General features: G+C 66.4%; 11 protein-coding genes. 7 read left to right on the top strand and 4 right to left on the bottom strand.

Annotated elements, in window-relative coordinates; genetic code table 11:
* Nucleotides 1-11: 11 nt before the first annotated feature.
* Nucleotides 12-1,625, top strand: a complete 1,614-nt coding sequence (locus tag Q9Q79_RS05400) for an alpha-glucosidase (protein ID WP_005408452.1) — start codon at nt 12-14, stop codon at nt 1,623-1,625.
* Nucleotides 1,626-1,802: 177 nt separating this feature from the next.
* Here Q9Q79_RS05400 and Q9Q79_RS05405 read toward each other — a convergent pair whose 3' ends face one another.
* A complete protein-coding gene (locus Q9Q79_RS05405; RefSeq protein WP_201863653.1) occupies nt 1,803-4,559 on the bottom strand; it encodes a TonB-dependent receptor in 2,757 nt (918 codons plus the stop codon).
* Nucleotides 4,560-4,810: 251 nt separating this feature from the next.
* Complete coding sequence (locus Q9Q79_RS05410; RefSeq protein WP_201862440.1) at nt 4,811-6,862, bottom strand: glycoside hydrolase family 97 protein; 2,052 nt, start codon at nt 6,860-6,862, stop codon at nt 4,811-4,813.
* A gap of 237 nt (nt 6,863-7,099) precedes the next feature.
* On the opposite strand from Q9Q79_RS05410, the gene Q9Q79_RS05415 reads away from it, so the two are divergent.
* From Q9Q79_RS05415 to Q9Q79_RS05440, 6 genes are all read left to right on the top strand, one after another.
* Entirely contained in the window at nt 7,100-9,292 is a 2,193-nt protein-coding gene (locus Q9Q79_RS05415) for a Six-hairpin glycosidase-like protein (RefSeq protein WP_201862442.1), read from the top strand.
* Nucleotides 9,289-10,776, top strand: coding sequence for an MFS transporter (locus tag Q9Q79_RS05420; RefSeq protein WP_012479383.1), 1,488 nt, complete (start codon nt 9,289-9,291; stop codon nt 10,774-10,776). The genes Q9Q79_RS05415 and Q9Q79_RS05420 overlap by 4 nt, the downstream gene beginning before the upstream one ends.
* On the top strand, nt 10,776-12,491 hold the full coding sequence (locus tag Q9Q79_RS05425) for an alpha-amylase family glycosyl hydrolase (protein WP_201862444.1): 1,716 nt from the start codon (nt 10,776-10,778) through the stop codon (nt 12,489-12,491). The genes Q9Q79_RS05420 and Q9Q79_RS05425 overlap by 1 nt, the downstream gene beginning before the upstream one ends.
* 121 nt (nt 12,492-12,612) lie before the next feature.
* Nucleotides 12,613-12,999, top strand: coding sequence for an SseB family protein (locus Q9Q79_RS05430; RefSeq protein WP_062606668.1), 387 nt, complete (start codon nt 12,613-12,615; stop codon nt 12,997-12,999).
* 150 nt (nt 13,000-13,149) lie between these two features.
* Complete coding sequence (locus tag Q9Q79_RS05435) at nt 13,150-13,614, top strand: GNAT family N-acetyltransferase (protein ID WP_062606669.1); 465 nt, start codon at nt 13,150-13,152, stop codon at nt 13,612-13,614.
* Nucleotides 13,611-13,919, top strand: a complete 309-nt coding sequence (locus Q9Q79_RS05440) for a hypothetical protein (RefSeq protein ID WP_201862446.1) — start codon at nt 13,611-13,613, stop codon at nt 13,917-13,919. Before Q9Q79_RS05435 ends, Q9Q79_RS05440 begins: the two co-directional genes overlap by 4 nt.
* On the opposite strand, the gene Q9Q79_RS05445 is transcribed toward Q9Q79_RS05440, so the two are convergent.
* The gene (locus Q9Q79_RS05445) at nt 13,909-14,310 is read right to left on the bottom strand and encodes a hypothetical protein (RefSeq protein WP_223846373.1); all 402 of its coding nucleotides are present in this window, start codon (nt 14,308-14,310) and stop codon (nt 13,909-13,911) included. The two genes, Q9Q79_RS05440 and Q9Q79_RS05445, sit on opposite strands and share 11 nt — an antisense overlap.
* A 146-nt stretch (nt 14,311-14,456) precedes the next feature.
* Nucleotides 14,457-18,041: an ABC transporter permease subunit gene (locus Q9Q79_RS05450; protein ID WP_201862447.1), complete on the bottom strand. Its 3,585-nt coding sequence runs from the start codon at nt 18,039-18,041 to the stop codon at nt 14,457-14,459.
* Nucleotides 18,042-18,048: the final 7 nt, after the last annotated feature.

Genomic DNA, 18,048 nt, shown 5'->3' on the forward strand with positions numbered 1-18,048 from the left:
GGGGGCTGTCGATGTCGCACTATCCATGGTGGCGCGGAGCCGTCATCTACCAGATCTACCCGCGCAGCTACCTCGATGCCAACGGCGATGGCGTGGGCGACCTGCCGGGCATCATCCAGCGCCTGGACCATATTGCCGCGCTGGGCGTGGACGCGATCTGGATCTCGCCGTTCTTCAAGTCGCCGATGGCCGACTTCGGCTACGACATCGCCGACTATCGCGACGTCGACCCGCTGTTCGGCAGCCTGGACGACTTCGACCGTCTACTGGCCAAGGCGCACGACCTGGGCCTGAAGGTGATGATCGACCAGGTGTTGAGCCATACCTCGATCGAGCACGCCTGGTTCCGCGAGAGCCGCCAGGACCGCAGTAATCCGAAGGCCGACTGGTACGTCTGGGCCGACCCGCGCGAGGACGGCACCCCGCCCAACAACTGGCTGTCGCTGTTCGGCGGCGGCGCCTGGCAGTGGGAACCGCGCCGTGAGCAGTACTACCTGCACAACTTCCTGGTCGACCAGCCGGACCTGAACTTCCACAACCCGGACGTGCAGCAGGCCACCCTGGACAATGTGCGGTTCTGGCTGGACCGCGGCGTGGACGGCTTCCGCCTGGATGCGATCAACTTCTGCTTCCACGACGCGCAGCTGCGCGATAACCCGCCCAAGCCGGCGGACAAGCGCGTGGGCCGCGGCTTCAGTCCGGACAACCCGTACGCCTACCAGTACCACTTCTACAACAACACCCAACCGGAGAACCTGCCATTCCTGGAGCAGCTGCGCGCGCTGCTGGATGAGTATCCGGGCGCGGTGAGCCTGGGCGAGATCTCGTCGGAAGACTCGCTGGCCACCACCGCCGAGTACACCCAGGACGGCCGCCTGCACATGGGCTACAGCTTCGAGCTGCTGGTGGACGACTACAGCGCGGCCTACATCCGCGACACGGTCTCGCGGTTGGAAGCGGCGATGACCGAAGGCTGGCCGTGCTGGGCGGTTTCGAATCACGATGTGGAACGCGCGGTCAGCCGCTGGGGCGGCTATCCGGCCGATCCGCGCCTGGCGCGGATGCTGGTGGCGATGCTGTGCTCGCTGCGCGGCTCGGTGTGCCTGTACCAGGGCGAGGAGCTGGGCCTGGCCGAGGCCGAGGTGCCGTTCGAGGCGCTGCAGGACCCGTATGGCATCACCTTCTGGCCGAATTTCAAGGGCCGCGACGGTTGCCGTACCCCGCTGCCGTGGACCGACGCTCCGCTGGCTGGCTTTACCTCCGGCACGCCCTGGCTGCCGATCCCGGCCGAGCACCGGGCGGCGGCGGTGGCCGTGCAGGAGCGCGACCCGCACTCGGTCCTGGCGGCGTTCCGCGCCTTCCTGGCCTGGCGGCGTAGCCAGCCGGCGCTCCTGCATGGCAGCATCCGGTTCATCGAAAGCGCCGAGCCAGTGCTGCTGTTCGAGCGTATGCTTGCAGATGAAACCCTCCTGCTGGCCTTCAACCTGTCGGCCGAAGCGGTGAGCCATCCGCTGCCGCCGGGCAACTGGCAGCAGGTGGCGGTGCCGGGCCCGGATGCGGGCACGGTGCAGGGCAATGAACTCCAGCTGCCGCCGCGCGCGGTGTATTGCGCCCGACGCAGCTGACCGTTTTCTCCGGTGGCGGTACTTGCGGGGACGGGGCCGAAGCGCCCCGTCCCTTTTTTGTGGGTGGGATTGCGGTGAAGGGCATCCACGCAAAAGAAAACCCGCTGCCTGCGCAGCGGGTTTCCGGTCCTGCTCCCCTTGTGTTGCCGGCCAGCGGCCGGCACTACCCGGTCGTGGTCAGAACTTGTAGTTCACGCCCAGCATGTAGGTGCGGCCCCATTCGATGTACTCCAGCGGGCGGTCCTTGCTGCCGGCGTAGGTGCGGTACGGCTCGTTGGTCAGGTTGCTGCCCTGCAGCAGCAGGGTCAGCCCCCGCAGGGCGCTGCTGTCGCTGAAGGTGTAGCTGACCTGCGCATCGGTCACGTTTTCGCCCACCACGTAGCGCAGGCTGCGATTGCCGTTGAAATTGCCGATCTCACCGATGAAGTCCGAACGTCGGCGCTGGCTCACGCGTGCCTCAAAGCCGCTGCGCTCGTAATAGGCGGTGAAGTTGTACACGCGCTTGGACAGACCCGGCAGGCTGATCGGGTCACTGCCCACGCTGGACGCGCTTTCCGGATCCAGGATGGTGATGTCGCTCTTGTTGAAGGTCGCGCTGGCCTGCACGCCGAAGCCACGCAGGCTGTCGGTCAGCATGTCCAGCGGGAACGATGCGGTCAGCTCCAGGCCCTTCAGCGTGCCGCCCTTGCCGTTCTGCGGCGCGGAGAAGGTGCCGGTGGTCAGCACCGGTGCGGTCATGCCCGGCGGCGGTACGTAGCTGCCCAGCAGCGCGGTGAAGTCGTAGTTGTCCACCGACTGGGTGTAGACGTAGCTCTTCAGGTCCTTGTAGAAGATCGCGGCGGCCACGTAAGCCTTCTCGCCGAAGTACTTCTCATAGGACAGGTCCAGTGCGGTGGCGCGCCACGGGTCCAGCAAAGGGTTGCCGCCACTGCCGCCGGGGCGGCCGGTGCCGGTGTCCACGCCGAACTCCAGGCCGGCACGCATCTGGTCCACGCGCGGCCGCGCAACCTGCTTGGCGGCGGCAAAGCGCAGCGTCTGCTGGTGCGGGAACATGAAGGCCAGGTTCAAGCTTGGCAGCCAGTCGTTGTACTTGCGGCCTGCGGAGTAGGGCTGGATGTTGCTGCCAGCCGGCTGCGAGCTGTCCCAGTAGCGCGAATCCGAGCTCTGGTCGGTGTGCTGCATCTGCACGCCGATGTTGCCGCGCACGCCGACCACGCCGATGTCGGTGTTGATGTTCAGGCGCGCCCACGCGGTGGTGATCTTTTCCTGCACCGTCCACGACTTGGGAATCAGGTAGTCCAGGTTGTCGACCGGGTTGAAGATCATGTAGCGACCGACCGCGGCCGGCACGTTCCAGGCCGGGATGGTGCCGAGGCCGGCGAAGCTCAGGTCGACCGGGCGGTACTGCAGGTCCGAGGCGATGTTGGCATCACCCTGTGCACCGAGCAGGATGTTGCCTTCGGACTGGGTCTTCACCTTGCGGCGGTCGGCATAGTTCACGCCGATGTCGAGGTCTGGCGCCCACGAGGCAATGGCCTCGGGCAGCGCAATCGTGGCGGCCAGCTTGCCGCCCTTCAGGCGGTCTTCCACCTGCGGCACCTTGCCGTAGCCGGAACCGTAGATGGTGTTGGTCAGGAACAGCGCGTCGGGATTGGAGTAGTTCAGGCCCGGGTTGATCTGCGAGAAGCCGTTCTGGCGGATCGACACGCCGACCGTGTCCAGCTGCGGCATCGGGGTCAGCTGCAGGTTGTTTTCCAGGTTCAGCTCAGCGCGCGTGGCCTTGGAGTAGTTCAGGTCGGCGACCAGCTTGACGCCGCCGAAGTTGAACTCGTTGTTCCAGCCGAACGCATCGATCTTGTCCTTGCGCTTGTTGTACATGCCGCGCACCAGCGGATACACGCCGCTGGCGGTGCCGCCGGTGAACGAGCCGTTGGCGTTGATCTGCGGGTTGCTGACCAGCAGGCCCGGGGTGTAGTTGCCGTTGTAGTTGCTGAGGTTCAGCTCGAACTGGTTGGCGGTGTCGATCTGCTCGGCTTCGGTGTGGAACGCATCGAAGGTGCTGGTCCAGCTGTTGTTCGGCCGGAACTGGATCGTGGCCATCACGCCGTCGCGCTTGTTGTTGCCGGTGCGGCGCAGCGCCTTGATGCCATCGGAGAAGTAGGTGCCGGCGCCCACGCCCGGGCGCTCGCCCTTGTCGGTGTGTTCGGTGGTCCACGGTTCGTACAGGCCGACCTGGTTCTCCTGGATCGGCATGTCGCTGTGCGCGTAGCCGATGGCAATGCCCAGGGTCTTGTCCAGGAACTGGTCGATGTAGCTGGCGCTGAAGCGGTTGCCATATGGATCGACGTTGGCGGCGCGGCCCAGCGAACTCTTCTGGTAGCGGCCGCTGACCGCGATCACGCGCTCGCCAAAGCTGAGCGGGCGTGCAGTCTGCATGTCGATGGTGCCCGACAGGCCCTGGCCGACCAGCGCCGCGTCCGGGGTCTTGTAGACGGTCACGCCGTTGACCAGTTCGGATGGGTACTGGTCGAACTCGACGCCGCGGTTGTCACCGGTGCTGACCACTTCGCGGCCGTTGAGCAGGGTGGTGGCGAAGTCCGGCGACAGGCCGCGCACGCTGATCACCTGCGCACGGCCGGCCACGCGCTGTGCGGCCAGGCCGGGCAGGCGCGAGATCGATTCGGCGATGCTGACGTCGGGCAGCTTGCCGATGTCTTCGGCGGAAATCGCCTCGACCACCGAGGTGGCGTCCTGCTTGATCGCGATCGCGTTCTCGATGCCGCGACGGATGCCGGTGACCTGCACCGTATCCAGGTTGGTGGCGGCGGTGGTGGCCGGCGTGGTGGTGCTCTGCGTGGACTGTGCCGACGCCAGCGTCGGCGCCAGGACAACGGCCAGCGCGATGCTCAGCGCGCTGCGCTTGTGGTTCAACATTTTCCCCTCCCAGGCAATGTTGCAGATCGATTCGTGAACGTCCCGGAGTGACCGTGGACGTGCGACGCGGTGGCCGCTGTCGTCGCCGCTATGGTAGGCAGCGCGTTCTTCGCGGGAATCACCCTGCATACGTATTCAATGGCGCTTGCAGGGATGTAATCGCTTTCAGGTACCTCGTGCGGTAGTGCCGGCCGCTGGCCGGCAATCACGATCACCGGGTTGCCGGCCAGCGGCCGGCACTACCGGGGCATTCACAGCGGCGTGAAGCGAATGGCCTGCCCACCGCCCGGTGCCAGCACCAGCGTCAGTGCATCGGCGCTGGTCACCTCGCGGGTTTCGCGCGCGAACGCGAACGGATTGCTGCGGAAATCGGCGCCTTGGCCATCGCGGTAGATCTCGGCGCGATAGCGCACGCTTGGCTCCAGGAAGCCCAGCGATACCGGCAGCACGCGGCCGTGTTCGTCGGTGATGCTGCCGAGGAACCAGTCGCGGCTGTTGCGGTCACGGCGCACGATCGTCACGTAGTCGCCCACTTCGCCATCGAGCACGCGGCTCTGCTCCCAGTCCACCGCCACATCCTCGATGAAGCGGAATGCCTCGCGGTGCTGCAGGTAGTGCTCGGGCAGGTCGGCGGCCATCTGGATCGGGCTGTACAGCACCACGTACAGCGCCAGCTGGCGGGCCAGCGTGCTGGGGATGGCCTGGCCGTGGCGGCCCTTCAGGCTGAGGATGCCGGGGGTGTAATCCATCGGCCCGGCCAGCATGCGGGTGAACACCAGGTTGACCTCGTGCTCGGGCGGGTTCGGCGGCTGGCCCCAGGCGTTGTACTCCATGCCGCGCGCGCCTTCGCGCGAGATCCAGTTGGGGTAGGTGCGGCGCAGGCCGGTGTCCTTGATCGGCTCATGCGGGTTCACCGACAGGTGCCGGCGCGCAGCCTCCTGCACCACCTTCAGGTGATGGCGGGCCATGAACTGCCCGTCGTGCCACTCGCGCCACAGTGGGCCCCCCGTGGGATTGCGGCGGTCGACCTGGCCATCGTCGCAGACGTAGCCGGTCTTGAACTGGTCCACGCCCAGCCGTGCGTACAGGTCCAGCGCGGCGCCCAGCTGGCCCTCGTAGTGCTCGATGGCGCAGCCGGTTTCATGGTGGCCGATCAGGTGCACACCCTTTTTCAGGCCATATGCCGACAGCGCTTCAATGTCGAAATCGGGCGTGGCCCGGGTGAAATCGAAGTCGTAGCCGTTGCCCACCCACATGCCGTCCCACCCCGGGTTCCAGCCCTCCACCAGCACGCCGCGGAAGCCATGCGCGGCGGCGAAGTCGATCACCTTCTTCGTCTTGGCGGTGGTGGCCGCGTGCTTCGGCCCCGTGGCCCAGCTCTCGTTGTCCAGGTGCATCGACCACCACACGCCCACGTACTTGGCCGGCTTCACCCAGCTTACATCGCCCAGCGCATTGGGCTCGTTGAGGTTGAGGATCAGGTCCGATTCGACCAGGCCACCGGCGCGGTCTGCGATCTGCAGCGTGCGCCACGGCGTGGCGAAGGGCAGGGCACGACGCACCTTCCAGCCTTCGGCCGAGGGTGACAGCTGCGCGCGCAGGCGTTGCCCCTCGGTGCGCCGCAGCCACATGCCGGCGTAGTCCACCAGAGCGGCCTCGTGAATGGCCACATGCAGGCCATCGCGGCTGCGCACGGTCATCGGCGTATGCACCAGCGGCACCTCTCGCAGCGGCGTGCGCTGGTACAGATATTCGTAGTGGATCGGCTCGCCGGCGGGGATCCACCAAGCGGTGGATTCAGGCGCGATGGCGAACTCGGTCAGTTCGTCATCGATGATCGCCTCGTGCAGGTTCGGCTGTTCGGGGAATACATAGCGGAAGCCCAGGCCATCGTCGTAGGCGCGGAACACCACATCCAGCCGACGCTTGCTGCCGGTGGTTTCGGCCAGCTGCACGGTCAGCTCGTTGAAGTGGTTGCGGGTGAGCCGGCGCTCGCCCCACGGCTGCTCCCAGCTGTCGTCGACGCTGCGCCGCTGCTGGCCAAGCAGGGCGAAATCGCGGTCCAGGCGGCCGTCGCGCAGGGCGAAGCCGAGCTTCGAATCCTCCACCACGGGTTCGCCGAAACGCTCGACGCGGTAGCGGGCGGTGCCGCCGTCCAGCACGAGGCTGACCTTGAGCACCTTGCCGGGTGATTCGACGCTGGCGACCTGTGGCGCGGCCTGCGCCAGCGTGGCCACGCCCAACAGGGCCAGGCCGAACATGTGCGCGAACAGCGCGCGTACAACCGTGTGTGGCATCGGCATTTCCCCTCCCAAGGCGCCGTTGGCAGACCCGGACCATAAGCCAGCGCAGCAGGCGCGCTACCGCGTGGCGCCATGAATACGTATGCAGCTGGACGCAGCCGACAGCCCCGCGTCTACCATGGGGCCAAGGCACCTTGAGGGAGGGGCCGCGCCCGCCCGCCGGCAACGACGGTGCGGACCTACAACGCGTGCAGAGAGGGAGGGAGGCCGACGGGCGCAAGCCGGTCCGCCGCTTCGATGCTGAAGATCATTTGCCTGACCGCTGCCCTGGGGGCAGCGCTGGGATCGACCGCGCAGGCGGCCGACCTGCAATTCGACGGCCGCCATGCGCGCGCCGAAGCCGCTGCCAACGGCAGCTTCGTGATGCATACGCCGAAGGGCGCAGTGCAGATCGCAGCCGCACCGATGCGCAGCCAGACCGGCAGCGTGATGTTCGACGCGTTGTTCGCGCTGGCCCAGCAGGAGATGGACCAGGACCGCGTGGACGCGATTCGCGATCCCGCGTTCGACGAAGGCCGAGCGGTGCCGTGCGAGTGCTTCCAGACCGGCGCGCGCTGGCCCTATGTGTGGACCCGCGATGTCAGCTTCGCCGCCGATCTGGCGCTGGCGCGGCTGGACCCGGAGCGCACCCGGCAGTCGCTGCAGTTCAAGCTGTCGGTGGCGCGCGACGGGCACACGCCCGGCCTGTTCGTGGCGCAGGACACCGGTTCCGGTGGCAGCTGGCCGATCAGCAGCGATCGCGTGGTGTGGTTCCTGGCGGCACGTCATCTGCTGGAGGATCGCGCGTTTGCCGACCAGGTCTGGCAGGCGCTGCAGGGCACGCTGGCGCAGGACCGCGCGATGGTGTTCGACGCGCAGGTGGGCCTGTACCGTGGCGAGACCTCGTTCCTGGACTGGCGCGAGCAGACCTATCCGGACTGGACCCGCGAGGACGTGCGCTTCATCGGTGATTCCTACGCATTGTCCACCAACGTGCTGCACTACCAGGCACTGCGCCTGGCCGAACGCCTGGCCGGCCAGCACGGCGACGCCCGCGCGGCCGACTACAAGGCGTGGGCCGATGCGTTGGCGCAGCAGATCGATGCGCGCTTCTGGCGCGAGGATATCGGCCAGTACATGAGCTACATCGGCGAAGCCGCGCACCCGGTGCCGTACGCCAAGGTCGATCTGCTGGGCCTGTCGCTGGGCATCCTCGCCGGGGTGCTGCCGCCCGAGCGCGCACGCCGTGCACTGGCTGCTTACCCGATGGGGCCAGCCGGCAGCCCCGTGGTCTGGCCGCAGGAAGCGCAGCAGCCGATCTACCACAACCGTGCGATCTGGCCGTTTGTCAGCGCCTACTCGCTGCGTGCGGCGCGGCAGCTGGACGATGCGCCGCGCATCGCCGCCGAGATCCGTTCGCTGATGCGGGGCGCCGCGCTGGCCGGTTCCAACATGGAGAACTACGAGCTGGTCAGCCAGGCCGTGCATGTCGAGGAAGGCGCGCTGAGCGGCCCGGTGGTCAACTCCGAACGCCAGCTGTGGTCGGTGGCCGGGTATCTGTCGATGGTGGTCGAAGGCGTGATCGGCGTGCAGGACGATGGCCGCGTGCAGCCCAAGCTGCCGGCGGTGCTGGTGCCGGAACTGTTCGGCACGCAGCGCAGCATCAGCCTGGAAGTCACTGGCAAGCGCTATGTGCTGGAGCGTCCGCAGAGCGTGGGCGATGGCTTGCTGGTGGCGGGCAGGACCACCACGCGCGGCACGACCACCACGGTGCAGCTGGTGACTGCCCCGGCAGCAACAGGCTTCGCTGCCACGACTGCGGATGCCAACGCGCGTGCGCCCGCAACACCCGCGGCACCGCAGGCCCTGCGCAGGGGCACGGGTTGGAACGTTCCGGTGCAAGCCGGGCAGGTTCTGTGGAAGGACGGCAGGGCCGTCGTCGCCAGCAACGGCCAGGTGCAGATCAACGACGATGGGCTGCAGCATTGCCTCAGCCTGACCCGACGCGAAGGCGCGTTGGAATCGCTGCACAGCCCAATGGTCTGCGTCGGTCCGCAGCAGGTGCTGAAGGGTGCGCAGCGCTGGCAGTTCACCTCGGCCAAGGCCGGGCAGGTTCGCCTGCGCCTGCAATATCGAAACCCGAACGGGCCGATCAACACCGGCGTCACGGCTGCGGTCAAGCAGCTGGTGCTGCAGTGCCCGGGCCAGCCGTTGCAGCGGCATACGGTCACGCTGCCGCACAGCGTGGCCGTGCAGGACTCGACCTCGGCAACATTCACGGTGCCAAAGGGGCAATGCACGGTTGCGCTTGAAGAGGGCTTCAACATGAGCGCGCTTGAACATTTCGCGCACTACACCGGTGGCAAGGGCGGCCGCGAGGGCGTGCTCAACCAGGCCCAGGTGCAGGCGCTGACGGTGGCGCCGGTGGCGATGGAAGAGGGGGCACGATGAATCGTCCCGCCAAACCGCAGCTGTCGTTCTGGCAGATCTGGAACATGTGTTTCGGCTTCCTCGGCATCCAGTTCGGGTTCGCCCTGCAGAACGCCAACGCCAGCCGCATCTTCGAGACGCTGGGTGCGGACATCGACGCGGTACCCGGGCTGTGGATTGCCGCGCCGCTGACCGGCCTGCTGGTGCAACCGGTGATCGGTTACCTGTCCGACCGCACCTGGACCCGCTGGGGTCGTCGTCGTCCGTACTTCATGATCGGTGCGGTGTTGACCACGCTGGCGCTGCTGGTGATGCCGAACTCGCCGACGCTGTGGATCGCGGCCGGCACGCTGTGGGTGCTGGATGCCTCGATCAACGTATCGATGGAGCCGTTCCGTGCCTTTGTCGGCGACCAGCTGGCGCCACGCCAGCGTCCGGCCGGCTACGCGATGCAGAGCTTCTTCATCGGCGTGGGCGCCATCGTCGCCAGCTTCCTGCCATTCATCCTGGCCCACTTCGGCGTTGCCAACACCGCGGCCGCCGGGGAAGTGCCCGACACTGTGCGCTATGCGTTCTACTTCGGCGCGGTGGTGCTGCTCGCGGCGATCACCTGGACGGTGGTCAGCACCCGCGAATATTCACCGGCGGAGCTGGCCGGGTTCGATGATGCCGAGCCACCGGAACATCACGCGGCGGCCGCGATCAACGGCCCGGCTTCATGGACGCGGGTGACCCTGTGGCTTGGGTTGGGTGTGTTGCTGGCGCTGCTGATCACCTGGCGGCAAGGCGACAGGATGCTGTACGTGCTGGCCGGCCTGTGCGCCGGCTACGGCCTGCTGCTGGCGGCGGCGCGCGCGCTGCCGGCCACGCATATGCTGGCCGCCATCGTCGGCGACCTGCGCGCGATGCCGGTCACCATGCGCCGCCTGGCGTGGGTGCAGTTCTTCTCGTGGTTCGCGCTGTTCGCCATGTGGATCTACACCACCGCTGCGGTGGCCGGTACCCACTTCGGTTCGACCGATCCACAGTCGGCCGCCTACAACGAAGGTGCCAACTGGGTGGGCGTGCTGTTTGGCGCCTACAACGGCTTCGCTGCGCTGGCGGCGGTGCTGATTCCGCCGATGGTGCGTGCGATCGGCCTGCGCTGGAGCCACCTGGTCAACCTGTGGCTGGGCGGCGCTGGCCTGGTCTCGCTGATGTTCATCCGCGACCCGCACTGGCTGCTGCTGTCGATGGTGGGTGTGGGCTTTGCCTGGGCCTCGATCCTGTCGTTGCCGTATGCACTGCTGTCCGACAGCGTGCCGGCGTCGAAGATGGGTGTGTACATGGGCATCTTCAATTTCTTCATCGTGATTCCGCAGCTGGTGGCGGCCAGTGCGCTTGGCTTTGCCCTGCGCGCATGGCTGGGTGGCCAGCCGATGCATGTGCTGGTGCTGGGCGGCTGCAGCCTGTTCCTGGCCGGCCTGTGCGTGCTGCGGGTTCCGTCCCGTCCGGAGGTGGTGTGATGCGTGGTGTCCTGGCTGTTGCTGTTTCCCTTGCCCTGTTCGCCGGCCAGGCCGCGGCCGCGCCGCGCCCGGACTACGTCGGCACCACCGAGCCGTTCGCCAGCGATGCGGTGTATTTCGTGGTCACCGACCGCTTTGTCAACGGTGATCCGTCCAACGACCATCGTGACCAGGGTGGCGCGCACCGCACCTTCGATATCCCGGTGCCGTGCCCGGACAAGGTGGACGGCAACATCGGCTATCTCGGCGGCGACTTCCGTGGCGTGCTCGACAATGCGCAGTACATCCGCAACCTGGGCTTCGGTGCGGTGTGGATCACGCCCATCGTCGACAACCCGGACGAGGCCTTTACCGGCAGCAAGCCGATCAGCTGCACCAGCACGCTGACCGACCGCGGCAAGACCGGTTACCACGGCTACTGGGGCATCAATTTCTACAAGCTCGACGAGCACCTGCCGAGCAGAGACCTGGACTTCGCCGGGCTGACCAAGGGCCTGCACGGTGCTGGCTTGAAGGTGGTGCTGGATATCGTAGGCAACCACGGTTCGCCGGCCTGGACCATGCCGACACGGCAGCCGCAGTTCGGGCAGATCTTCGACAAGGACGGAAAACTGATTGCCGACCACCAGAACCTGCCGCCGCAGAAACTGGATCCGAAGCACAACCCGTTGCACGCGTTCTACAACAACATCGGTCCGGTCGACAGCAAGGACGGCTCGATCTTCGACGGCAACCTGGCCGAGCTGTCGGACTTCAACCAGGACAATCCGGCGGTGATGGACTACCTGGTCGGCGCCTACCTGCAGTGGACCGCGCAGGGCGTGGACGCGTTGCGCATCGACACCATCGGCTGGCTGCCGCACCCGTGGTGGCATGAATTCGTCAAGCGCATCCGCGCCGAGCATCCGGGCATGTTCATGTTCGGCGAAGCGTTCGACTACGATGCCGCGCGCATCGCCGAGCACACCTGGCCCGCCAACGCGAACGTGAGCGTGCTGGATTTCCCGTTGCGCGGCGCACTGGAGCAGAGCTTCGGCACCGCCAACAAGGGCTTCGAGACCCTGGCTGAGCCACTGCACCTGAGCGGTGGCCCGTATGCCAATCCGTACGAGCTGATGAGCTTCTACGACAACCACGACATGCCGCGCCTTCAGGCCAGTGACAACGGCTTCATCGATGCGCACAACTGGCTGTTCACCGCGCGCGGCATTCCGGTGGTCTATTACGGTTCGGAGACGGGCTTCATGCGTGGCCGTGCCGAGCATGCCGGCAATCGTGCGTACTTCGGCCAGCCGCGTGTGGATGCGGCGCCGAAGAGCCCGATCTTCGCGCCGCTGCAGCGTATCGCCAGGCTGCGCGAAGCCACCCCGGCGCTGCAGCGCGGCCTGCAGGTGAACGAGCGCCTGCAGGGCGATGAGGCGGTGTTCTTGCGCGTGCTGCAGCATGGCGAGGTGGCGCAGACCGCGCTGGTGCTGCTGAACAAGGGCGACAGGGCAAAGAGCTTCACTGTGTCGCGTTACGTCCAGGCGGGCCGCTGGCGCGATGCGCTGGACGGCGGTTCGTTGCAGGTGAACGGTCCGCTGAAGGCCGACGTGCCCGCGCACGGCGTGAAGGTCTATGTGCTGGACGCTGCCGTGCAGCAGCCGGCGCTGCAGGCCGAGCTGGACAAGGCGATGGCCGACCAGAAGGCGCGGGACCAGCGTCTGGGGCGGTAGTGCCGGCCGCTGGCCGGCAGCCCCGGATTCCGGGTACCTGCAGGTGCCGGCCAGTGGCCGGCACTACCGGGTTTGGCCGCATCCGGCACAATAGGCACCCCTCACGCCCCGCCGTATCGCCATGACCGACCTCGCCCCGCAGACCCCGATCGAAACCCTGCTGAAGGCGGCGATGGACGGGTCGGTGCCGATCCGCGCCTTCATGGAGGCCTTCGTCGCCTCCGAGGTGGTACTGCTGACCGGCAGCCTGGTGACCCCCGATGGCAGCGGCTTCGACCCGCTGCTGTTCGACAAGCAGGGCACCCTGCACGTGGCCGTGTTCACCGATCCGTCGCGGGTGGGCATCTACAGCCAGCAGGCCGAACACCAGATCCGCTGGCGGATGCTGGACGTGCTGCGCCGGGTGCCGGGTGGCTACGGCGTGGTGATCAACCCCGGTACCCCGCTGGGCTTCGAGATCTCGCCCAGCGGCGTTGGCGAGATCCTGAAGGACTTCGCCCAGGGCTGAGTTGCCGTCGCGCCATTTGTAGCGTCGAGCCATGCTCGACTGCCTTTCGCGCATGGCCTGATGTGTCGAGCATGGCTCGACGCTACAGAAGGCTTCCCTTCGGGCGCCGTCCATGATCCCCTTGGGTGACATCGGGATCGAGGCATTGCCATGGAATTCAGGGGACTACCCGCCGACGCACCGGAACGGCAGCAATTGGCCCAGTGGTACCACGCGGAATGGGGCCAGGACGCCGGCCTGACACTGGAACAGGAACTGCAGCGGCTCAATCCGCCACAGGATGCCGAAGGTTTCCCGCACCTGATCGCCGCATTCGATGACGGTCAGGTGGTTGGCGCAGTCCAGCTCAAGCGGCGGGAAATGCAGGCGTTCCCACAGTACGAACATTGGCTGGGCAGCGTGTTCGTGGCCGACAGCCATCGCGGGCGTGGGCTGGCTGGCGCGCTGGTGGAGCAAGCAGCGGCGCAGGCGGTGCGGATGGGGGTTTCCGATCTCTACCTGCAGACCGAGGCCCTGGACGGTGGGCTGTATGCGCGGCTGGGCTGGAAGCCGCTGCAGGAAGCCGACAACCGCAGCTATCGCGTGCTGGTGATGGTGCGCAGGTTGGCCGCATGAGCGTACCCACGGCACGCCATTCCCGCTCGGCCCTGATCTTCCTGATCGCGGCGATCGCTGCCGCGCTGGTGTCCATGCCCCTGCTGCGCGCGGTGGGCATGGTGCTATGGCCGGTGTTCGTCATTGCCTGGCTGATCAACCTGGGCGCGGCCTGGCATCTGGCCCAGTGGGCGCGCCAGCAGCGCCGTTCGGCATGGGCGTTCGGGTTGCCGGCGGCGCTCGGTACCGTCGCCTCGGTCGTGGTCTTCGTGCTGCTGGCGTTGCTGGGGCCGAAGGCCAGGCCTCAGCCGGAAATCACCGGCTGAGTGCTTCGTTCCACTCGTTCCACAGGACACCGTCCACGGCGGTGAGCAGTGTCTGCTGGACCTCGATCAGCGTGTTCATCTCATCCAAAACCGCCTCCAGGTCGGTGATTGAGATCTCGAATCTGGCCGTGCACTGGCTCATGGCATGTACGTGTCCAGTGCCATGCGCTAGCTCGATGGCTTCCTGGAGGACATGGGGCGCGTCGTTGAGAGAGAGCCGCAGGCGAACGTCTTCATCGCCCGTAATGAGAACACTGTTCCCACCCAGCTCCAATTCGAGCTCAAGACCACAGTCGGCCAATACCTCGGCTGCCCAGTTCAGTGATGCGGAGATTCCGTGTGCGGCGAAGTAGATATGGCTGGATGTCATCGCGGCCTCTCGAAGGTTCACGGAGAGTATCGCTTGCCTTGAAATGGAATCTGGTGGTGTCCCTGCATCTCTGGCCAATCAGGACTTTAAATGACGCAATTGGGCGTGGCATGTCGTTTCTGTCTGCAGCAGTGATGCCAGCCATTTGACTGGCACCACCACATACCTCACATCGTTACCTTGCGCCGGTTGTCATCGCTCACACGGTCGATCAGCTTGTTGTAGGGGTCGAAGCCCGCTTCATCCGGCTTTTCATCCACGGTCACCGTGATCTTCGGATCGGCGCTGGTGATGTGGTGGCGCTGCAGGTACAGCACCTTCTGGTCGCGCTCCTTGCCCGACGGCCCATTGGCGAACACGCCGACCTCGACCCAGTCATCCATCTTTCCGTCGCTCTCCTTGCCCTTGCCGTCGGCGTACTGCTTGGCGGCGTGCAGGTCCAGGGTCACGTCGTAGCGGCCGTCATCGCGCTTGCGGGCGCTGGCGGCCATTACGCGGTTGTCGTAGAAGCTGATCTTCTCGAACAGGTCGGTGACCAGCTGCTGGCGGTCGGCCGGGGTCTCGGCGCGGATGTAGTCCAGCAGCTCGCGTGAGGTGGTGTACGGCGGTTGCTGGTACCCCTTGTCCTGCAGGAAGCGCTTCAATGCGCGGTTAAGCGCCTGCTCGCCGATCTCCTCGCGCAGCCGGTAGAACACCAGCGAACCCTTCTGGTAGTGGATGTACTGCTGGTTCTCCACACGTTCCAGCGGCTGTTCCTCGATGGCCTCGCCGCCGCGGCCGGACAGGTAGCCGTCCAGCTCGCGCTTGAGGAACTGGCGCATGTGCTGGCGGCCGTACTCCTGCTCCATCACCATCAGTGCCGAATACTGCGACAGCGATTCGGACAGCACCGTCGCGCCCTGCACGTTGGCACCGATCACCTGGTGCGCCCACCACTGGTGCGCGATCTCGTGCGCGGTTACGTAGAAAACGTAGTCCACCTTGTCCGGGTCACGCAGGTCGGCGATGAAACCGATGGCCTCGGAGTAGGGGATGGTGTTGGCGAACGACTGCGCGAAGCGGGCATAACCCGGGAACTCGATGATGCGCACCTGGCGATGCTGGTACGGGGTGAAGTTCGCCTCGTAGTAGGCCAGCGATTTCTGCACCGCTTCGATCATCCGGTCCACGTTGTAGCCGTGCGCCGGGTCGAAGTAGACCTCCACCGGGATGTCCTTGTACTTCGCCTTGCGCACCTCCCAGCGAGCCGACAGATAGGCGTAGAAGTTCAGCATCGGCCGGTCCATGGCATAGCTGAAGCAGCGTCGGCCGTTGACCGTGGTCTCATGCTGCAGGTAGCCCGGGGCCAGCGCCACCTGGTCCGGTGCGGTGCAGACCGTGGTGCGGAAGTCGAGCCAGTCGGCATCGTTGGAGATGTAGGTGTTGGCACGTGCGGCTTCGTCTTCCAGCTTGGGCATGCGCCGCGGCTCACCCAAGTCGCGCTTGCGCCGCTCGTTGCGGTCGCTGATCTCGGCGCCTTCGTTGTAGCCGAACGACGGCAGTACGCGGCTGTTGAAGAAGGTGCCGTTGTCGACGATGTTGCTTGGTGCCTGGCCCGCGGTGATGCCGTTGGGCTTCTGCACCACCCGGAAATGCACGCTGCGGGTTTCACCCGGTTGCAGCGGTTTCTGCAGGCGGTAGATGCGATAGCCGAGATCGGCGTCATGCATCGAAAGTGTCTGCCCACCCAGGTCGACCGCGACCAGCTGCTTGTCATCGCCCATCGAGACGTGCACGTCCTGGATCGGCGTGGCGTGGGTATTGCGCACCGTCCAGTTCGCATCGATCACCATCGACTGCGATTCCGGGAACAGGTCCACGCGGTTGTCCACCGCCACGATGCGGGGCTGCGGCAGCGTGCGGTACTTCGACAGCTCGCGCTCGTAGCGGGCTTGCAGGTCCAGCTGTTGATCCGGGGAAAGGAACTCGTTGCGGATGTTGGTGCTCCAGTACAGCCAGCCGCCCACGGCGACAAAGGCAAGGGCGGCCACTGCGGCGAAGACCCCGGTCGGGCCGCGCAGGCGGCGGCCGGCCAGGGTCATGCGCTGGCGCAGACCCTGGCTGACACCTCGTACCCAGAATGCCGACGCCAGGCACATCAAGGTCAGCAGGAACAGGGCCCAATAGCCCTGGAACGCCAGCTGCCCGGTCAGGAAGTGGCCGTAGCCGTTCATGTCCGAATAGGGCGCGTTGGGCCAGCTGCCGAAGTTGTACAGGTTCTGCGTGTAGTCGAGCAGGCCGAGCACGCCCTGGCCGATCATCACCACGATCAGCAATGCGTAACCGACGAACTTGTTGTTGGTGAGCACCTGCAGCACCAGCGCCAGGCCCCCCATCAGGATGTAGACCACCGAATCCAGCGCCAGGCTGCGCAGGTACAGCAACGGCTCCAGATGCGTGTAGCCCTTGGCCAGCTGCACGCCCATCGCGGCCAGCGCGCCGGCGGCCTGGAAGCAGACGATCACGGCCAGCAGTGCGGTGAACTTGGCCAGCAGCGGCACCCAGTTCGGCACTGGCATGGCATCGGTCACTTCATTGATGCGCGCACTGCGTTCCTTCCAGACCAGCTCACCGGCGAAGAACAGCACGATGATCACCAGCAGCCAGCTGAAGGCCCCCTGCAGGCCCATGATCATCTGCGAGGTGACCGGCCAGATCGAGGTGCCGTACAGGGTCTGCCGGAACAGCGCGCTGGGCAGGAAGTTGGCCAGGCCCAATACCAGCAGCACGATGAACGGCACGCTGCGCAGCACGCCGCGTGTATCGAAGCGGACTTGGCGCAGGAACTGCTGCCACGCCGTGCTGGCAGTGAACGCCGGTATCACGCGCGGCAGTGTCGCGCGGGTGGGGCGGACCACGCTGGCATCGGCAGCCGGTTGCGCCTGCCTGCGGCCCCAGCGCCGACGGCCACTGCCGCTGCGTTCGGTGCGGAACAGCGCGAAGGTGGCGGCGAACAGCGCGGCAGCCACGCCCAACCACAGGGCGCGGTTGGCCAGCAGGTAACCGGCCAGCTCGGGAATCCCGTCGTTGCGTTCGGCAGTGGACCAGTAGCGGATGGTACGGCCGAGTGCGCGCATGCCCAGCGGTTCGCTCAGCACCGCGATCCACGTATTGTCGATGTCGCGCAGCAGGGCCGCGCTGGCGCCGTACAGGACCAGGTAGGCCACCAGGCCGATGTAGACCCACAGGATCGAGCGGGTCAGCGCTGCCAGCAGCGACAGCAGCGCGGTGGTGAACAACAGGTTCGGAATGACGATGACCGCGAACGTCCAGGCATAGCCCTGCCAGCTGATCGGGCCCATGCGCTCGGGATCGACCCAGGGCATGAACGGCGCCAGCCACAGGCCGAATGCGATCAGGATGTAGACCAGCAGCCCGGCCGCCAGCGCGGCGGCGATGCGCCCGGCCAGGTAATCGCGGCGCTTCACCGGGCTGGCGAAGATCAGTTCGGCAGTGCCGAGTTCGAAGTCACGCAACAGCGCGTTGCTGACGAACAGCGCGGTGACCAGCATGCCGAGCAGGGTGAAGATGCCCAGCATCTGCGCGATCACGGTGGGCGCGTTGCTGTGCACGTTGCCGGTGCCGCCACCGATCTGCACGGCGTCGCTGGACGCGGCGGCAAAGGCAAGCAGGGCGAACAGCCCGGCCAGCAGCCACAGCAGCGGGGAGCGCAGCTGCTCGCGCAGCTCGAAGCGGAAGAAGTTGAAGATCATGGCGTGC

This window comes from Stenotrophomonas sp. a6 (assembly GCF_030913325.1).
Taxonomy (GTDB): domain Bacteria; phylum Pseudomonadota; class Gammaproteobacteria; order Xanthomonadales; family Xanthomonadaceae; genus Stenotrophomonas; species Stenotrophomonas maltophilia.

Excerpts from the sequence above, each read along its gene's own strand:
- Q9Q79_RS05400 (WP_005408452.1), top strand. The coding sequence starts at position 12 with ATGTCGCACTATCCATGGTGGCGCGGAGCCGTCATCTACCAGATCTAC.
- Q9Q79_RS05405 (WP_201863653.1), bottom strand. The coding sequence starts at position 4,559 with ATGTTGAACCACAAGCGCAGCGCGCTGAGCATCGCGCTGGCCGTTGTC.
- Q9Q79_RS05410 (WP_201862440.1), bottom strand. The coding sequence starts at position 6,862 with ATGCCGATGCCACACACGGTTGTACGCGCGCTGTTCGCGCACATGTTC.
- Q9Q79_RS05415 (WP_201862442.1), top strand. The coding sequence starts at position 7,100 with ATGCTGAAGATCATTTGCCTGACCGCTGCCCTGGGGGCAGCGCTGGGA.
- Q9Q79_RS05420 (WP_012479383.1), top strand. The coding sequence starts at position 9,289 with ATGAATCGTCCCGCCAAACCGCAGCTGTCGTTCTGGCAGATCTGGAAC.
- Q9Q79_RS05425 (WP_201862444.1), top strand. The coding sequence starts at position 10,776 with ATGCGTGGTGTCCTGGCTGTTGCTGTTTCCCTTGCCCTGTTCGCCGGC.
- Q9Q79_RS05430 (WP_062606668.1), top strand. The coding sequence starts at position 12,613 with ATGACCGACCTCGCCCCGCAGACCCCGATCGAAACCCTGCTGAAGGCG.
- Q9Q79_RS05435 (WP_062606669.1), top strand. The coding sequence starts at position 13,150 with ATGGAATTCAGGGGACTACCCGCCGACGCACCGGAACGGCAGCAATTG.
- Q9Q79_RS05440 (WP_201862446.1), top strand. The coding sequence starts at position 13,611 with ATGAGCGTACCCACGGCACGCCATTCCCGCTCGGCCCTGATCTTCCTG.
- Q9Q79_RS05450 (WP_201862447.1), bottom strand. The coding sequence starts at position 18,041 with ATGATCTTCAACTTCTTCCGCTTCGAGCTGCGCGAGCAGCTGCGCTCC.